The organism is Kitasatospora phosalacinea (assembly GCF_000716545.1).
Lineage (GTDB): Bacteria > Actinomycetota > Actinomycetes > Streptomycetales > Streptomycetaceae > Kitasatospora > Kitasatospora phosalacinea.
In genome coordinates this window covers 75,316-92,116 of record NZ_JNWZ01000013.1, presented here as the reverse complement: position 1 = coordinate 92,116, position 16,801 = coordinate 75,316, and the positions used below count along the sequence as shown (strand labels likewise).

The following is a 16,801-nucleotide window of genomic DNA, read 5'->3' as shown; positions in this document are numbered from 1 at the left end:
AGAGGGGCCCCGGGCGGCGCGGCCCGGGGCTGAGAGGATCTTCAGCTTCGTTCAGGAGTCCCTCAGCGCGGCCTTCCTACGTTCACGTCCATGTGGCTGCGACGGTGGTTCCAAGTCCTGCTCCCGGCCGCCCTGTTCGGCGCGTACGGCACGGTGGCGCTGGTGCGCCAGCAGCGGATGGAGACCTCCGGGTTCGACCTCGGGATCTTCGAGCAGGGGGTGCGCGGCTACGCCGGGCTCGGCGCGCCGGTCTCCGCCCTCAAGGGCACCGGGTTCAACCTGCTCGGCGATCACTTCAGCCCGGTCCTGGCCGCCCTCGCGCCGCTCTACCGGCTCTTCCCGGACGCCCGGACGCTGCTGCTCGCGCAGGCGGCGCTGTTCGCGCTGTCCGCGCTGCCGGTGGCCCGGCTGGCCGTGGACCGCCTCGGCCCGGTGCCCGGGGCTGCGGTGGGCTGCGGGTACGGGCTGTCCTGGGGGCTGTGGACGGCGGTGGAGTTCGACTTCCACGAGGTCGCGTTCGCGGTGCCGCTGACCGCCTTCGCCGTCGAGGCGCTGGCCCGAGGGCGGTGGCGGGCCGCGGTGGGGTGGGCGCTGCCGCTGCTGCTGGTCAAGGAGGACCAGGGCCTGCTGGTGGCGGCGGTCGGGGCGTACGTGTGCGCGCGCGGGCGGCGGGCGCTGGGTGCGGCGACGGTGCTCGCCGCGGTGGGCGTGACGGCGCTGGCCGTCTTCCTGGTCATCCCCGCGCACAACCCGGGCGGCGTGTACACCTATGCGGCGAGCGGGAGTTGGCGGGGCGGCGACCCGCTGGCCCGGCTGCTGCTGCCGGGCGGGAAGTGGCGGACGGTGCTGGCGCTGCTGCTGCCCACCGCGTTCCTGGCGCTGCGCTCCCCGCTGGTCCTGCTGGCGGTGCCCCCGCTGGCGGCCCGCTTCTGGTCCGAGACGCCCGCCTACTGGGGCACCGGGCAGCACTACAACGCCCCGCTGATGCCGATCCTCTTCCTGGCGCTGGTCGACGGCCTGGGGTGGGTGCGCCGCCGGGCGCTGTCCGGGCCGGTCTCCGGGGTGCTGTCCGGGCGGGCGTCCGAGGTGGTCTCCGGGACGCTGTCCCGGCCGGTGGCGGCGCTGGTGCCGGCACTGGCCGTGCTGCTGCTCCCCGCGGCCCCGGCCGGCACCGCTCCCCCGCGGCCGGCGGACGCCCGGGCCGCGCTGGCGGTCGTCCCGGACGGCGCCCGGGTCGCCGCCGCCAACCGGCTGGCGCCCCAGCTGACCGGGCGCTGCACCGTCTCGCTGTTCCCCTACCTCACCCGCCCCGACCGGGTCGCGCCCTGGGACCGCCCGACCGCGGAATGGGTAGCGGTCCTGGACCGGCCGGGCGACTTCCCGCTCCCCGAGGCCGAGATGCGCCGGGCCCGCGCCGACCTGGCCGGCCAGGGCTACCGGGAGGTGGCCGCCGGGGGCGGGGTCACGGTGTACCGGTGGTCGTCCGGCTGACCGGGGTCCGGTTCCGAGGCGACGAGCGGCAGCCGGACGACCAGTTCCGCCCCGGTGCCGGCGGACGGCTCCACCGCCTGGGCCGACCCGCCCAGCCCTTCGGCGATGCCCCGCACCAGCGACAGGCCCAGCCCTGTACCGCCGTCCGTCCTGGACCTGGCCTCGTCCAGCCGGACGAACCGTTCGAAGACCCGCTCCCGGTCGGCGGCGGGGATGCCCGGACCGTCGTCGGCGACCGTCAGCACCGCCTGCCCCCCGGCCGTCCGCAGCGAGACCGTGACCTGCGCCCCGGCGTGCCGACAGGCGTTGTCCAACAGGTTGTCGACCACCCGTCCGAGCAGCTGCTCGGTGCCCGGGACGGTGGCGGGTCGCAGTTCGGCCACCCGGATGCGCCGCTCCCCGCCGAAGGCCCGTTCGGCGAGCTGCTCCGACAGCAGGCCGTCCCACTCGACGGCGCCCGCCTGGCCGGGCCGTTCCTCGCCGCGGGAGAGCAGCAGCAGGTCGTCGGTGAGCCGGTGCAGCCGGGCGGTGTCGGCCAGGGTGCGTTCCACCACGGCCCGCCAGTCGGCCCGGTCGGGGTGCGCCAGCGCCACCTCCAGGGTGCTGCGCAGCACGGCGACGGGGGTGCGCAGTTCGTGGGCGGCGTCGGTGACCAGGCGGCGCTGCTCGACCAGCGAGCGCTCCAGCCGGTCGAGGGTGCGGTTGGTGGTCACCGCCAGCTCGGCGATCTCGTCCCGGGTCGCCGGCACGGGCACCCGCTCGTGGAAGGCGCCCGCCCCGATCCGGGCCATCCGGCGGCGGATCGCCTCCACCGGCCGCAGCGCCAGCCCGGTGACCGCCCAGGCCACCAGCGCCACGAACAGCGACCCGGCGGGCACCACGTACCAGCCGAGGATCTGGCGGACCCTGGCCCGGGCGGCCTTCGCCTCGATCGGGTTGACGATGATGTAGGTGGTGACCCACTGGTCGGCCAGATCGGTCCGGCCGGTGAGCGCGTTCAGGTCCTGGCCGCGCTGCGGCTCGGTGCGGCGCAGGAAGGTGGCGGTGCGGTCGGTGGGGTTGGGGCCGACGGGCGTGCTGATGTCGTAGCCGACGTCGGGGGGCAGGTGGATGCGCACCACCTCGGCGTAGCCGTGCACGTGGACGGCCAGCGGCGGGAGGAAGCCGACCTCCGACTCGCCGATCCGGTCGTGGACCGCCCAGCTGCCGTCCTCCAGCACGAGGGCGTACGCCGACTGCTGGTAGCCGCCCTCGATCAGTCGGCCGATCCAGTCGTTCCAGGGCGGGGCGCCGGGGTACTTCGGTCCGGCGGGGCGGTCCTCCCGCGGCCTGACCGCGTCGTCCAGCAAGGTGGCCTCGCGCAGCGCCTTCGCCTCCGCGTTCGGCATCCACTGCCGGTACGCCGCGTCGCCGACCCAGACGGTGGCCAGCGACAGGGCGATTACCGACGACGCCGCCGCGCCGAGCGCCGCCCGCACCCGTACCGAGACCCTCCCCCGCAAGCGCACCGCGCCAGGATAGGGGGCGTCCGCCTTCGATGCGGCGTCAACTCCCGGCGGCGGCACGCAGGAAGGGCAGGAAGGCGGCGACGGCCGGGACGGGGAGGTGGCCCCGGCGGGTGGCGGTGTGGACGTGGCGTACGGGGGTGTCCTCCGGGTGCAGCGGGACGAGCGCGAGGTCGGGCCGGGCCGCGCGGGCGGCCAGCGAGGGGATCAGCGTGATGCCCAGCCCGGCGGCGACCAGGCCGAGTTTGGCCGTCCAGCCGGCCACCTCGTACTCGACCCGGGGCTGGAACCCGCTGCGGACGCAGGCCGCGAGCAGGGTGGCCTCGGGGCGGCGGCTGGCGGCGATCCAGGGTTCCTCGGCGAGTTCGGCCAGCCGCAGGCGGCGGCGCCGGGCCAGCCGGTGGGCGCGCGGGACGGCCACCAGGACGGGGTCGTCGACCAGCCGGTGCAGCTCGAACAGCTCGGTGTCGTAGGGGTGTTCGGGGTAGGCGGCGACCACGGCGAGGTCGATCGAGCCGTCCGCGAGCAGGCCGAGCAGCTCGCCCGAGAGGCCCTCGGTGAGGGTCGGCGCGATCGCCGGGTGGGCGGCCAGGAAGGCGGCCAGCGCGGCCGGGACGAGTGCGGCGTTGGCGCTGTCGAAGGCGCCGAAGCGCAGCCGTCCGGCGCTCAGGCCGGTGAGCGAGGCGAGGTCGCGCCGGGTGCCGTCGAGCCGGTCCAGCATCGCTTCGGCGTGCGGCAGCAGCGTCCGCCCGTGCTCGGTGAGGCGCACGCCGCGGGGCAGCCGGTCGAACAGCGGAGCGCCCAACTCGGCTTCCAGCGAGGCGATCTGACGCGATACGGCGGACTGCGTCCAGCCCAGCCGCTCCCCCGCCGCGGTGAACGAGCCGAGTCGGGCCGCGGTGCGGAAGACCTCCAGCCAAACCATGTCCATCACGCATGGCTACCATGCCGGACATTCGTTTGTCGCCTGCCTCGGGCGCGCCTAGCGTGGCCGCATGGAGATCACGGAGCGCGTGGCAGTGCTGGGACTGGGCCGGATGGGGCTCCCGATGGCCCGTCGGCTGAGCGGTGCGGCAAGGGAGTTGACGGTCTGGAACCGGACGCCGGGCCGGGCCGGGGGCCTCGCCGAGGCGGCCTCGCCGGAGGAGGCGGTGCGCGGTGCGGGCGTGGTGGTGACGATGCTCGCCGACCCGGCGGCGGTCGCCGAGGTCGCCGGCGGGTTCCGCCCGGCGCTCGCCCCGGGCGCGCTCTGGATCGAGATGTCCTCGATCGGCCCCGACGCGGTGGCCGAGCAGCGCCGCCTGCTCCCGGACGGCGTGTCCCTGGTGGACGCGCCCGTGCTCGGCAGCGTGGACGCGGCGACGGCCGGTTCGCTGGTCGTGTACGCGGGCGGCGAGGACGCCGCGCTGGACCGCGCGCAGCCGGTCCTGGAGCGCCTCGGCCGGGTGGTGCGCTGCGGCGGGCCCGGCGCGGGCGCGGCCCTCAAGCTGGTCGTGATGGGCGCGGTGGTCACCTCGGTGACCGCGGTCGGCGAGGCGCTGGCCGTCGCCGAGCGCCTGGGCGTCCCCGCCGCCCGGGCCCGCGGCGCACTGGCCGCCGGCCCGCTGGCCGGCGTGATGGCGCGCGTCGACAGCACCACCGCGGACTTCCCGATCCGCCTCGCCGCCAAGGACCTCGCCCTCGCCGGCGGCGGCCCGGTCTTCGCCGCCGCCCTGGCCGCCCTCCGCGCCGACCCGGCCCGCGCCGAGCTCGACCTCGCGGCGGTGGCGAACGGCTGAGGCGTGCCCGGCCGCCCTCCGGGCGCGGTCGCGGCGTCAACCGTCCCGCCCCGCGACGGCGTCCGGCGATCCGGGGACCTGCCGCCGGGACCGCCAGGCACCGACCGGCCTCGCGAGGGGGAACCCGCCGGTGACCACGCCCGCCAGGCCGCCGACGGCACCGATGCCGCCGGCGTCGGCCGGCTCGGCGGGGGCAGGCGCACGGGGGCGGCACCCGCTCGCCGCAGCTCGACCGGTCCGGCTTCCCGCCGGAGACCGGGAGCTCCGCGGTGACCTGCTTCGCCCCGGACGCGCCGGCCGGCCCGGACGCGTGGGCGCGCCCGGGCCGGCCGTCCGTGCCGGAGCGGCGGTCAGGGGGTGACCACCGCGAAGGAGGGGTCGGGTTCGTCGAGCACCGCGAACAGCCGGCCCAGCACGGCGGCGTCGCCGTCCAGGCCGAGCCCGTCGGCGCCCCGGCCGGCCAGCAGGCCGAACAGCTGCGGCTTGGTGAGGGTGACGGTGAGGTCGGCCTTCCCCGCCTCGCCGGTGACCTCGGCGTGGACCAGTACGCCGTTGCGCAGGGTGACCCGGTGGGTGGTGCCGAGATCGGTGAACTTCCAGACGGTGCTGAGCCGTTCGTCCCACGCCTTGGGCCCGTTGACCCGGATCGCCAGCGAGTCGAAGACCTCGTCGACGGAGAGCGCCCCCGCCATGCTGCCCGCCGAGATCGGGGTGGGCCGGACGCCGTGCCGCAGCTCGTGGGCGCCGACCAGGTAGCAGTTGCGCCAGGTCGCGCACTCCGCGCCGTAGCCGAGCCGCTCGAAGACCTGCGCCAGCTGCTCCTTGGCGTCGGCGCGGTCGGGCGCGGCGTACACCGCGTGCTTGAGCAGCTGGGCGGCGAACCGCAGGTCTCCGGCGTCGGCGTACTCGCGGGCCTTGGCGAGGGTGGCGTCCAGGCCGCCGAGGCAGTCGACGTAGCGGGTGGCGCTCGCGGTCGGCGGGTGCTCCCAGAGCGAGGCCGGGTTGCCGTCGTACCAGCCCATGTAGCGCTGGTAGACGGCCTTCACGTTGTGGCTGACCGAGCCGTAGTAGCCGCGGGCGTGCCAGGCGGAGGCCAGCGCGGGCGGGAGTTCCAGCTGCTCGGCGATCTCCGCGCCGGTCAGGCCCTGGTTGAGCAGCCGCAGGGTCTGGTCGTGCAGGTAGCCGTAGAGGTCGCGCTGCTCGGACAGGAAGCGGGTCAGCCGCTCGGTGCCCCAGGTCGGCCAGTGGTGCGAGGCGAACACCACGTCGGAGTCGGCGGCGAACAGCTCGATCGCCTCGGTGAGGTAGTGCGACCAGATCCGGGCGTCGCGGACCACCGCGCCGCGCAGGGTCAGGATGTTGTGCAGGTTGTGGGTGGCGTTCTCGGCCATGCACAGGGCCCGGCGCTCGGGCAGGAAGAAGTTCAGCTCGGACGGGGCCTCGGTGCCGGGCGTCAGCTGGAACCGGAACAGCACCCCGTCGAGGCGCTCCTCCTGGCCGGTGCGGGTGACCTCGACGGTCGCCGGGACCAGCGCGGCGGTGCCCTCCGAGGCGGCGAAGCCCAGGCCCATGCCGACCTTCCCGGTCGGCCCGGCGGTCAGCGCCATGCCCGAGTAGTAGCCGCCGCGCCGCAGCATCGCGGTGCCGGCGTAGACGTTCTCGGAGACCGAGTGCTCCATGAACCCGGCGGGGGCGACGATCGGGACGTCCGTGCCCGGTTCGACGACTCCGAACACGCCGCCGAAGTGGTCGATGTGCGAGTGGGTGAACAGCACGGCGGTGACCGGGCGCTCGCCGCGGTGCTCCCGGTACAGCGCCAGGCCGGCCGCCGAGCACTCGGCGGACACCAGCGGGTCGACCACCACGACCCCGCGCTCGCCCTCGATCAGCGTCATGTTGGAGAGGTCGAAGCCGCGGATCTGGTAGACACCCTCGGTGACCTCGAACAGCCCGGCGCGGGCGGTCAGTTGGGACTGCCGCCAGAGGCTGGGGTGCACGGTGTCCGGGCACTCGCCGGCCAGGAAGTCGGTGGCCCGGAAGTTCCACGCGACCCGGCCGTCCGGGCCCGCGACGGTGTCGGTGGCGGGCGGGGCGATCAACCCGCGGTCGGCGTCCTCGAAGTCGGTGCGGTCGGAGTGGTCCAACTGGTCGTGGTGGGTCACCGTGGCGCCTCCCGGGTCGCGGGCCGCGCCCGCGCCGCTCGCGGGCGGACCCTTCCCCCACCCTCCGCCGTCGCGCACCGCCCCGGCCCGGGCTGCTGCTCCGAACCGGTGAACGGGGGCGCGGCGGTTTTCCACAGGTCTGTGGAAAAGTCCGGGCGCCGGGCTCAGGCGTCGAAGTCGTACTCCAGGATGTACGAGGCCGAGTCGAGCACCATCTCGTTGACCTCCACCACCTGCCCGTCCTCGGCGAACGCGGTCCGGTGCACCAGGAACACCGGGGTGCCGGGCGCCAGCGCCAGCCGCTCCGCCTCGTCCCCGGTGGGCATCCGGGAGCGGATCTGCTCCTGGAAGTGCACCGGCTTGTGGCCCAGTTCGGCGAGCCTGGCGTACGTGCCGCCGGGGCCGGTGTCCTGGTCGGTGATCCGGCTGCCCGCCACCAGCGCGGCCGGCAGGTACGAGTCGGAGAGCAGCACCGGTTTGCCGTCCAGCACGAAGCGGCGGCTGCGCACGCAGGCCGGCTCGCCGCCCTTGAGTCCCAGCACGGCGGCGATCCGCTCGGGCGCCTCCCGCTCGGCGACGCTCAGCTGGTCCACCGTCAGTTCGCGGGAGGCTATGTCCGCCGACCAGACCGAGGCCCCGCCGCCCCACGACCGGCCGGAGAGCCGCTGGATGCCCCGGCGCCTTATCGGCCGGAACTCCCGGACGAACACGCCCACTCCCCGGCGGGCCTCCGCCGTCCCCTCGTCCTTCAGCACCCCGAGAGCCTGCCGGGCCGTCATCCTGGCCACGCCGTACGTCGCCATCAGGTCGTTCTCGCCGGGGAGCCGGTCGCCGGGGCGGTAGCGCCCGGCGTCGATCTCGCGCTTGAGGTCGTCGGCGATCCGCTGGTACTTGGGCTGCGTGGCGCGTGGATCACTGGTCATGGCGGCGGACATCCTTCCCCTCTTCTCTAGACATCCTACGCAGGGACGGCCCCTGACGCATTGACATCTCTAGAGATTTCAGCTTGTCTAGAGATGTTGGGATCTGACATACCCTCATATCGGCTGCCGATTCTCCGCCCCCGGGCGGAACCGCGTGAGGAGCCCGCCATGTCCGTCCACCGTCGATGGTTCTCACTGCCCCGCGAGCCCGCCACCGTCGCCGCCGGACGCCGCCGGGTCCGCGACCTCCTCACCTCCTGGAACACCCCGCTGGACGAGGACACCCGCTTCGCCCTCGACCTGGTCACCTCCGAACTCCTCGGCAACGCCGTCCGCCACGCCACCGGGGACGCCGTCACCGTCGGCGTGCACGCCGACCCGGTGCACCACCGCGCCGTCATCGAGGTCTACGACTCCTCCCCCGCCCTCCCCGTCCCCGGGCGCCCCGCCGAGGACGAGGAGTCCGGCCGCGGCCTGCTCCTGATCGCCGGGCTCGCCCTCGCCCACGGCGTGGTGCGCAAGCGCGGCGGCAAGTGGGTCTGGGCCGAGATCGCCCTCCCCGGTGCCGCCGCCCGCCCGGCCGGCGACGCCGCCGCCGACGGCCCCCCGCCGCGCAGGGCCCCGCACGGCGGGGTCGCCCCGTGGGCGATGACCTGCCAGTAGGAGGACCGCCGGCGCCGGGGCGTCAGGCGGTCAGCGCCCGGTGCAGCTCCGCCGTGCCGCGGCCCAGCGACCGGGCCGCCAGCCAGGCCGCCGCGCCCGCGCCGTCGCCGGCCGGGCGGAGCGGGGCGCCGGGCCAGCGGGCGGCCAGCAGCGGGCCCAGGCGGGCGGCGAGCGGGGTCGGGGTGCTGAGCAGGCCGCCCGCCAGCACGATCGGCAGGACGCAGTCGCGGGCGCGCAGCAGGGAGAGCGTGTCGAGCAGGTGGTCGGCGGCCCGGGCGACCAGGGCGAGCGCCCCGGGATCGCCGAGCCCGGCCCGGTCGAGGACCACGGGGGCGAGTCGGGCCAGCCGGGCGGGGGCCTGCGCGTGGACGGCGGCGATCAGCGCCGAACGCGGGTCCGCGCCGAGGCCGTCCGGGCCGGTCAGCGCCTCGGCGACCGCCGCGTCCAGGCCGGTGAGCGGCTCGTCCCGGTCGATGGCGGTGAGCGCGGCGGAGACGGCCTCGCGGCCGAGCCAGACGCCCGAGCCGCGGTCGCCCAGCAGCCAGCCGTGCCCGTCGGCGGTGCGGCGCAGTTCGTGGCCGCGGATCTCGGCGGCCATCCCGCCCGTGCCGCTGAGCACCACGTTCCCGTCCGGCTCGGCGGTGCCGGCGGCGTGCGCCAGCAGCACGTCGCTGACCAGCACCGGGTGCGCGCCCAGCCCGAGGCCGTCCCAGAGCGGCCCGAAGTCCGGGCGCGCCACCAGCCCGCCCGCGAGCCCCAGCACACCCGCCGCCACCCGCCCCGGGTCCACCCCGGCCAGCGCGGCCCGCACGGTGTCCCCGATCTCCTTCGCGGCGGCCTCCGCCCCGTGCGCGACCGGGTTCCCCCCGGCCCCCCGCGCCTGCCCGACCACCCGCCCGTCCAGCCCCGCGACCAGGGCACGCGTGCTCGTCCCCCCGACGTCCAACCCGAGCACCAACGCCGCACCGGCCACCGCGCACCTCCGGCCCCATGCTCCCACCGACCGGGGGTGGTCAGGGGGCCCGGGGGGACGGCGGGGCGTGCTGCTGACGGCCGGAGCCCGTCGAAGGTCGGTGCCGCCGCGAGCCTGTGGACAGAACCGGAAGCGGCGGCACGCACCGGCAGTGCACCGTCAGCAGCCTGGACCTCGCCGTTCCCCGAGCCCCTGAATGCGCTACCGCCCGTGCACCCGACGGGTTGGCATGGCCGGATGGAGCAGACAGCGAAGCGACAGGTCCGAGCCCTTGCGGCGACGGGGCCGTGACGGCCCACCAGGCGTTCCGGCCGGAGAGCGCGGGGCCCGCGGCGAGTGGCTGGTGCGGATCGAGGACCTGACGCCGCTGGCCCGTGAGTTGCACGCCACGCGGGACCGGGGGCTGCTGCCGCCGGAGCGGCCGTACCCCGTGCCCGCGGGTGCGGCCGTCCGGCTGGGGATCTCCTGACGGTCCGGTCTCAGCCGTGCAGGTAGACGATGCCGAGCTTGGTGAGCCGCCAGTGCTGGGCGGCGGAGCCGTTGCCGGTGGCGAGCTGGACGAGGGGGTTGCCCTGGCCGTCGGTCTGCGGGCCGGCGGTGGCGAGCTTGGTCGGGTCCTGGGAGTCGGCGAGCTCGTAGGTGCCGTCGCCGACGGGCTTCAGCAGCCAGTGCTGGTTGCCGCCGCCGTTGCAGCGCCACTGCTGGATCCTGGTGCCGGGGGCGGTGGCGCCGCCGGCGGCGTCCAGGCACATGTCGCGGTTGCCGCTGGAGTCGAGTTCGTAGGTGCCGCCGGCCTTGGCCTCCAGGACGAAGGACTGGTTGAGGCCGCCGGTGGCGGGATAGGTGAGGGCGGCGCGGCCGTTGGTGGCGTCGCCGTAGCTGCCGCCGCCGGCCAGGTCGAGCGCCTTGCCGTCGGCCTGGTTGGTGAGCTGGTACCAGGCGCCGTCCTCGGGGGTGTCCGGGAACGGTTGCCCGGGGGTGAGCGCGGTGATCGAGGTGCCGTCCTGCTGGTTGAGCGAGCAGAACGCCTGGTCGAGCGCGGCCTGCTGGTAGAACTGCCGCAGGCAGGCGGCCTCGGCGGCGTACCCGGCGACCCGCAGGTGGTACGACTGGCGGACGTTGTTCATGCACAGGCCGGGGATGGCGATCGGGGTGTCGCAGCCGTTGCGGGTGGTCTCGGACAGGTCGATCACGTCGCCGTTGGTGTACTCGTACGGGGAGGTGGTCCACTCGGCGCAGACCTCGTGGCCGAAGGCGACCCGGCGCTGGTCGAGGTAGCGCACGCCGGGGACGCCGGCGGCGGCCTCGCGCAGGGCGTCGCTGAGGGTGGGGACGACCCAGTTGTGGCCCCAGGCGAGGTCCTCGGGGAAGGCGGGGCAGCCGTCGGCGACCTTGCCGGCGTAGTCGTTGCGCCGGATGTCGGGGGTGATCGGGTTGAAGTACGACTGGTAGACCAGCTGGTAGGAGTCGTCCGAGTAGCCGGCCGCCCGCATGGTGTTGCGGACGCTGGTGAGCGCGGCGGCGACCTTGGGCTTGACCCCGGCGGCGCGGCGGGTGATCTCGGCGCTGCCGATGGTGTCCCGGCAGCCCTTGGACTGCGGGATCGGGAAGTACTGGGCGAGGCAGTCCATCATGATGTTCGCGAACTCGAAGTCGTCGTTGGCGCCGATCGTGACGACCACCATCTTGACGTCGTACTGGCGTGCGGTGGCGGCGAGTTGGACGTCCTGCTTGGGTTCGCCGAAGTCGCCGCTGCCAGGGCCGGTGATCTTCGCCAGCCCGGGGTCGCTGACCAGGTCGCCGGTCTGCGCGCCGGAGCAGGCCAGGTCGATCGGGGTGACGCCGGGGAGCCGGGTCACGAAGATCTCGGACTTGGTGGAGCGGTGGCAGTAGTTGGTGGGCGTGTCGGTGCCGGGGACGTAGTCGTCGCCGGTGTCGGTGCCGGCGCCCTCGCCGGAGATCGCGCTGTCGCCGAGGGCGACGATCGCGGCGGGCTTGCCGGGGCTGCCGGAGGCGGCCCGCGCCTCGGTGGTGCCGAGACCGGTACCGAGACCGGTGCCGAGGCCGAGGGCGGCGAGCAGGGCGGCGGTGGCGAGCAGGGCGGGTGGACGGCGCCGGACGGCGGAGCGCGGTTGCCTGGACACTCATGACTCCTTGCGGGGGTGGGGGATCGCCCGGCGGCTGCCGGGCGGCGCGGAGCACGGGGCCGGGCGGCCGGCCCGGCGAACATGAGGCAGGCTCACATGCTAGGTACTGACAGGTAACACAACAAGACTCGCGGCAGCATGACGCTCCGTCGGCGGACGCCCCCGGAAAACGGCCGAGCCGCCGCCCGCTCCCTGCCGGGCAGGGGCGGACGGCGGCTCGGCCGACCAGGGGACCGCGCGTCAGCCGACGTTGGCGCAGGAGTTGCCGAACGCCGGGTTCAGGGCGCCGATGACGTCGATCGAGTTGCCGCACAGGTTGACCGGGATGTGGATCGGCACCTGGATCTGGTTGCCGGAGGCGACACCGGGGGAACCGGCGGCGACACCCTCGGCGCCACTGCTCGCCATGGCGGAACCCGCACCGGCGGCGACGATGCCCACGACGGCGGCGCCGACGGCGGCGGCCTTCTTGATGCTCATGCTGAGTCTCCTCGATAAATCAGATCTTCCAATTGCCGCGCCGGGGGCTGCCGGTAGGAAGCACACGGGACGTGCACCAGGCCAACGAAGCCGTCCCGGCGCGGTTGCGCACGCCCCCGAACAATCACCCACTCGGCGTAATGCGCCGCATTCGGGTGATCGGCGGATCCGCCCGTTTCCCCGGCCGCGCCGGCTCGTTCTTCCTCACGAACACCGCTCCACAGGCAGCCCCGGGCCGCCCTGGACGCGCCGCGAAGCGACCGCTCCCCGCCGTGAGCGAGCAGTCGCGGGCGCACCCCGACGCGGCACGTGTCACCCAAGCCACGGGCGACACGAGGGTGTTGGGCCGCGTGAGTGACATTCACGGCGCATCCGGAAAACCCCGGGCGATGATGCCAATCGCCCGGCACCCGACCATCCACAGTCGGGCAGAACGTGAGGAAGAAAGCTATGCGCAACTTCAAGAAGGCCGCGGTCCTGTCCGTCGCCGCCGCCGGCCTGGTCCTCGGCTCGGCCGGTCTGGCCAACGCCTCCGCGGGCGCCGAGGGCGTCGCCGCCGGCTCCCCCGGCGTGCTCTCCGGCAACCTGATCCAGGTCCCGGTGCACGTCCCGGTCAACGTCTGCGGCAACACCGTCAACGTCATCGGCCTGCTGAACCCGGCGTTCGGCAACTCCTGCGCCAACGTCGGCTGAACTGCCTGACGCAGCGCCCGCGCCGCACCGCACGCCCGTCGTGCGGTGCGGCGCACCAACTCCCTGTGTGATCTAGGAGATCAACCCCCATGCAGAACGTGAAGAAGGCCGCCGTCCTGTCGGCCGCCGCCGCCGGCCTGGTGCTCGGCTCGGCCGGTCTGGCCAACGCCTCGGCCGGCGCCGAGGGCGTCGCCGCCAACTCCCCCGGCGTGCTCTCCGGCAACGCCGTGCAGGTGCCGGTGCACGTTCCGGTGAACGTCTGCGGCAACTCGATCAACGTCATCGGCCTGCTGAACCCCGCGTTCGGCAACTCCTGCGCCAACGTGGACCTGCCGGCCGAGCACCACGAGCACCACGAGAACCACGAGCACCACGAGCCGCCGGTCGACGAAGACTGCTGAACGGCCCCGGCCGATCGGCACCCCGTGCAGACCGCCCCCCGGCCCCGCGGCCGGGGGGCCGCTCGCGTTCCTCCCCCGGAGCACCGCTCCGCTCACCCCGTAAGGATTGGCCGATGACCCGGAAGACCACCGGCGCCGTGGCCGCGCTCGGCGCCGCGATGCTGCTCGGCGGCGTCACCGCCCAGGCCGCGCACGCCGAGACCGAACCGCTCGGCGGGCTCCCCGCGCCCACCACCCACCTGCAGAACACCGACGCCCAGCAGGCCGTCGGCAGCACCACCAGCGCGCTGGGCTACGCGATCGCCCCGGTGAAGGAGCTGCGGCTCGACCCGTGGGCCGGCTCCGGCGCGGACGTGCTGAACAACGGCGTCGCGGTCGTCCCCGACAACGGCGTCGCCCCGGTCGGCACCGCCCCGCTCACCGCGCCGCTGTCCGGCGGCGGCGGCCCGGAGGACCTGCCGCTGGCCGGCCCGCTGCTCGGCGTGCTGCCGGGCTGAGCGCGCGCGAAGCGGCCCGGGCTCCTCCCCCCGCGAGGAACCCGGGCCGTTCCGCTTCCCGGCGGGGCGTCAGCCCCGGGTCTGGTCCAGCCCGCTGGCGAGGGTGCCCACCGGGTCGGCCTGGTTCAGCATCTCGCCGGTGGTGGCGGTGGTGGTGGCGGCCAGGTTCCGCACCGAGTCGGTGATCGAGATCTGGTCCTGCTCGCCGCCGAGCGAGGCGCTCGCCCCCGGGACGGCCTGCACCGGCGCGGTCACCAGGTGCGGGTCGACCTTGTCCAGGGTCAGCGCGGCGTCGGTGAGCCGGCCGCCCTGGCCCTCCACGAAGGTGACCGGCTCGCCCAGGCCCACCGCGGGGCCGCCCAGGTTGAGCGGGGCGGCCGGGGCGTCCAGGCCGAGGGTGCCGAGCTCGGCGCCGCGGTCGACCTCGGGCAGCGGCAGCACCGCGCCCAGCGAGGGGCCGGCCTTGCCGCCGTTGATCGCGGGCAGCACGTGCTCCGGGATCGGCCGGGTGGGGCTCTGGCCGGTCTCGGTGGGCGGCATCAGCGGCGAGGTCGGGATCCCGCCGTGGACCTCGCCGCCCTCCGGCAGCAGCGGCAGCGGCGCGGTCACCGCGCTGAGCGGGATGCTGAACGGCACCTCCTGGGTGGCCAGGCCGTTCTCGATCGCCGCCACCTCGGCCGGGGTCTTCGGGGCCGCCTGGGCCACGCCCTGCGTCGCCGCCACGCCGGCGCCGACCGCCAGCAGCAGGGCACCGGTCGCCCGCTTGGAGAGCTTCATCGTGTTCGCCGTTCGTTCGGGAAATTGGTTCGAGTGCTTGGTGGGCACCCTGGCGAACGATCCAGCGGCCCCTCGGATAGCGGGGGTTAACCGGAACGGCTGAATAATCCGATCTCCGCACGGTCGAAAATCCGACCGGCGCGCGGGCGAAACGGTGATCGCCGACGAATTTCCCGCCGAGCCCGTAACTTTCCGAGTCGCCATTCTTTGATCCCGACGACGACGGGGCAGCACCCCTCGAACGGCATTTCAGAGAGGTATCTCCACTCATGCTCAAGAAGACTTTCGCTACCGCCGGCCTGGCCGCCGCCGCGTTGGCCGCGGTGTCCACCCCCGCCGTCGCCATCGGCAACGCGGACGGTTCGGCCGGCTCGATCCAGGGCAACGGCGGCACCAACGCCACCGGCACCTGGGGCAACCACAGCCCGAACTTCCACTTCGCCGACAACCCGAACCTCTGCCTCCCGGAGATCCACAACATCGGCGTCGCGGTGCTCGGCGTGGCCGTCCCGGTCGAGGTCGACGCGCTCAACAACCAGCCCAAGCAGACCTGCGTGGTCGGCCAGGGCACCCTCGGCAGCGGCGACGGCGGCGTCTCCCACCTGGTCGGCTGACGCCCCGTCACTGCCCCCGGCGCGGAGCCCCACGCTCCGCGCGGTACGACCCGCCGGGTCCGCTCCCCCGGCCCGGCGGCAGGACCCGGCGCGAGCCACGCACCGGTCCGCTGCTCCACTCCATCAGATCCGAAAAGGAAAACCCAATGATCAAGAAGGCTCTCGCCGCCGCCGGCCTCGCCGCCGCCGGTCTCGCCTCGATCGCCTCCCCGGCGATGGCCATCGGCGACGCGGACGGCGCCGCCACCTCGGTGCAGGGCAACGGCGGCACCAACGCCACCGGCACCTCGGGCAACCACAGCCCGAACTTCCACACCCTGGACAACCCGAACCTCTGCCTCCCCGAGGTCCACAACATCGCCGTCGCCGTCATCGGCGTCGCGGTGCCGGTCGAGGCCAACGTCCTGAACAACGAGCCGTCGCAGACCTGCGTCGTGGGCCAGAACACCGTGGGCAGCGGCGACGGTGGCGTCTCCCACCTGATCGGCTGACCTTCCGGTCGCGTCCGGCCGCCGGGTCCGGGGGGAGCGATCCCCGCGGGCCCGGCGGTTCCACGTCTCCGGCCGCTCCCGGAAACCCGTTCGTCTGCGGCGCGATCGGGTGATCGGAGCACCGGTGGGCGCGTGCAGCGCCGCTCCAGCCGCACCCCTGTGCTGACGTAGAGACCGCACCACCTGACGCAGAGAGGAACTTCCCATGAAGAGCAAGCTGGGCAAGGCCGTCATCACCTCCGTCGCCGCGCTCGCCCTGGCCGGCATCGGCGCGCCCGCGTACGCGCACGTCGCCGTCGGCGGCGGCGCCGAGGGCGTGGCCACCGCCGACGAGCCCTTCGTCGCCGGCCACTGGGCGGGCTTCGCCGAGACCTCCCACATCTTCACCGCGGGCGGCGGCTACGGCTGGGCCACCGACACCGCCGTCGGCGGCGGCGAGGGCGGCATCGTCGCGATCGACTGACACAGCGTCGGCCCGCCGGGGCGCGGAGGCCGTTCGCGGCGTCCGCGCCCTTCGCGCTGCCCGCGCCGATACTCCGTTGTGCCGACCGGCTCCGCGCGGAAAACTGGCCGACCGGGCCCGGGGGGCCGATCGGCACGGGTACGGAGGGGGAGGACGGCCGTGGAGAAGATTCCGACACTGTTCGAGCGGGACGGCGGGTTCCGGGTGGTGGACCGGCCGCGCGCCGAGTGCGCCTGGGTGTTCGCCGGGGAGGGCGCGGCGACCGAGAAGCTGGACGGCACGAACGTCCGGCTGACGGTCCGCTCGGGGCGGCTGGTCCGGGTGGAGAAGCGCCGCAACCCGAGCGCCGCGCAGAAGGGGCTCGGCATCGTCGACGGCTGGTACGCGGACACCGCGGAGGACGCCGCCGGGGACAGGTGGATCCTGGCCGCCGCGCACGGCACCGACGTGAGCGGCTGGCCGGACGGCGAGCACCCCTGCGAGGCGCTGGGCCCGCGGATCCAGGGCAACCCGCTGGGGCTGGAGCAGCACCTGTGCGTGCCGTTCGACCGCGAGGCGCCGGTGTACGAGGGGGTGCCGCGCAGCTACCACGGCCTGCGGGAGTACCTGGCGGAGCTGGAGAGCCGGTTCGCGCCGGGGGCGCTCGCCGAGGGCCTCGTCTTCCACCACCCGGACGGGCGGCGCGCCAAGATCAAGCGGAAGGACTTCCCGAAGTCCGCCTGAACCCGGCGCGCCCGGCGGCG

Annotated in this window: 18 protein-coding genes; 10 read left to right on the top strand and 8 right to left on the bottom strand. The window is 75.0% G+C overall.

The window, feature by feature from the left end; translation table 11 throughout:
- Positions 1-90 precede the first annotated feature (90 nt).
- Positions 91-1,491: a DUF2079 domain-containing protein gene (locus OO48_RS08710; protein WP_051731909.1), complete on the top strand. Its 1,401-nt coding sequence runs from the start codon at positions 91-93 to the stop codon at positions 1,489-1,491.
- On the opposite strand, the gene OO48_RS34970 is transcribed toward OO48_RS08710, so the two are convergent.
- Together OO48_RS34970 and OO48_RS08700 are read right to left on the bottom strand one after the other, a co-directional pair.
- Complete coding sequence (locus OO48_RS34970; RefSeq protein ID WP_157845405.1) at positions 1,434-2,999, bottom strand: sensor histidine kinase; 1,566 nt, start codon at positions 2,997-2,999, stop codon at positions 1,434-1,436. The genes OO48_RS08710 and OO48_RS34970 overlap by 58 nt on opposite strands.
- A 37-nt stretch (positions 3,000-3,036) precedes the next feature.
- Positions 3,037-3,927, bottom strand: coding sequence for a LysR family transcriptional regulator (locus OO48_RS08700; RefSeq protein WP_033213883.1), 891 nt, complete (start codon positions 3,925-3,927; stop codon positions 3,037-3,039).
- Positions 3,928-3,991: 64 nt separating this feature from the next.
- Between OO48_RS08700 and OO48_RS08695 the strand changes: the two genes are divergently transcribed.
- The gene (locus OO48_RS08695) at positions 3,992-4,774 is read left to right on the top strand and encodes an NAD(P)-dependent oxidoreductase (RefSeq protein ID WP_033213882.1); all 783 of its coding nucleotides are present in this window, start codon (positions 3,992-3,994) and stop codon (positions 4,772-4,774) included.
- A gap of 350 nt (positions 4,775-5,124) precedes the next feature.
- Here the strand turns inward: OO48_RS08695 and OO48_RS08690 are convergent, their stop codons facing one another.
- On the bottom strand, positions 5,125-6,936 hold the full coding sequence (locus OO48_RS08690) for an alkyl/aryl-sulfatase (protein WP_033213880.1): 1,812 nt from the start codon (positions 6,934-6,936) through the stop codon (positions 5,125-5,127).
- 164 nt (positions 6,937-7,100) lie between these two features.
- Entirely contained in the window at positions 7,101-7,859 is a 759-nt protein-coding gene (locus OO48_RS08685) for a GntR family transcriptional regulator (protein ID WP_033213876.1), read from the bottom strand.
- 168 nt (positions 7,860-8,027) lie between these two features.
- On the opposite strand from OO48_RS08685, the gene OO48_RS08680 reads away from it, so the two are divergent.
- Entirely contained in the window at positions 8,028-8,522 is a 495-nt protein-coding gene (locus tag OO48_RS08680) for an ATP-binding protein (protein ID WP_051731907.1), read from the top strand.
- A 22-nt stretch (positions 8,523-8,544) separates the two neighbouring features.
- Here the strand turns inward: OO48_RS08680 and OO48_RS08675 are convergent, their stop codons facing one another.
- From OO48_RS08675 to OO48_RS08665, 3 genes are all read right to left on the bottom strand, one after another.
- Positions 8,545-9,495 carry an N-acetylglucosamine kinase gene (locus OO48_RS08675; RefSeq protein ID WP_033213874.1) on the bottom strand — a complete coding sequence of 317 codons (951 nt, stop codon included), beginning with the start codon at positions 9,493-9,495 and terminating at the stop codon, positions 8,545-8,547.
- Positions 9,496-9,974: 479 nt separating this feature from the next.
- A complete protein-coding gene (locus OO48_RS08670; RefSeq protein ID WP_245194562.1) occupies positions 9,975-11,639 on the bottom strand; it encodes an RICIN domain-containing protein in 1,665 nt (554 codons plus the stop codon).
- A gap of 243 nt (positions 11,640-11,882) precedes the next feature.
- On the bottom strand, positions 11,883-12,122 hold the full coding sequence (locus OO48_RS08665; protein WP_033213872.1) for a chaplin: 240 nt from the start codon (positions 12,120-12,122) through the stop codon (positions 11,883-11,885).
- A 450-nt stretch (positions 12,123-12,572) separates the two neighbouring features.
- Between OO48_RS08665 and OO48_RS08660 the strand changes: the two genes are divergently transcribed.
- The 3 genes from OO48_RS08660 to OO48_RS08650 all read left to right on the top strand — a co-directional run bounded on the left by OO48_RS08660 (position 12,573) and on the right by OO48_RS08650 (position 13,713).
- Positions 12,573-12,815, top strand: a complete 243-nt coding sequence (locus OO48_RS08660) for a chaplin (RefSeq protein ID WP_014136468.1) — start codon at positions 12,573-12,575, stop codon at positions 12,813-12,815.
- 89 nt (positions 12,816-12,904) lie between these two features.
- On the top strand, positions 12,905-13,216 hold the full coding sequence (locus OO48_RS08655; protein WP_033213869.1) for a chaplin: 312 nt from the start codon (positions 12,905-12,907) through the stop codon (positions 13,214-13,216).
- A 113-nt stretch (positions 13,217-13,329) separates the two neighbouring features.
- Positions 13,330-13,713 (top strand): hypothetical protein, encoded by a 384-nt coding sequence (locus tag OO48_RS08650; protein ID WP_051731906.1) that lies wholly within the window; start codon positions 13,330-13,332, stop codon positions 13,711-13,713.
- 69 nt (positions 13,714-13,782) lie between these two features.
- Here the strand turns inward: OO48_RS08650 and OO48_RS08645 are convergent, their stop codons facing one another.
- The gene (locus OO48_RS08645) at positions 13,783-14,490 is read right to left on the bottom strand and encodes a hypothetical protein (RefSeq protein WP_033213861.1); all 708 of its coding nucleotides are present in this window, start codon (positions 14,488-14,490) and stop codon (positions 13,783-13,785) included.
- A gap of 269 nt (positions 14,491-14,759) precedes the next feature.
- Between OO48_RS08645 and OO48_RS08640 the strand changes: the two genes are divergently transcribed.
- The 4 genes from OO48_RS08640 to OO48_RS08625 all read left to right on the top strand — a co-directional run bounded on the left by OO48_RS08640 (position 14,760) and on the right by OO48_RS08625 (position 16,781).
- Positions 14,760-15,104, top strand: a complete 345-nt coding sequence (locus OO48_RS08640; RefSeq protein ID WP_033213859.1) for a hypothetical protein — start codon at positions 14,760-14,762, stop codon at positions 15,102-15,104.
- A 146-nt stretch (positions 15,105-15,250) separates the two neighbouring features.
- The gene (locus tag OO48_RS08635) at positions 15,251-15,595 is read left to right on the top strand and encodes a hypothetical protein (RefSeq protein WP_033213857.1); all 345 of its coding nucleotides are present in this window, start codon (positions 15,251-15,253) and stop codon (positions 15,593-15,595) included.
- 205 nt (positions 15,596-15,800) lie between these two features.
- Positions 15,801-16,058: a hypothetical protein gene (locus OO48_RS08630; RefSeq protein WP_033213855.1), complete on the top strand. Its 258-nt coding sequence runs from the start codon at positions 15,801-15,803 to the stop codon at positions 16,056-16,058.
- A gap of 159 nt (positions 16,059-16,217) precedes the next feature.
- The gene (locus OO48_RS08625) at positions 16,218-16,781 is read left to right on the top strand and encodes a hypothetical protein (RefSeq protein ID WP_033213854.1); all 564 of its coding nucleotides are present in this window, start codon (positions 16,218-16,220) and stop codon (positions 16,779-16,781) included.
- The last annotated feature ends 20 nt before the right edge of the window (positions 16,782-16,801 follow it).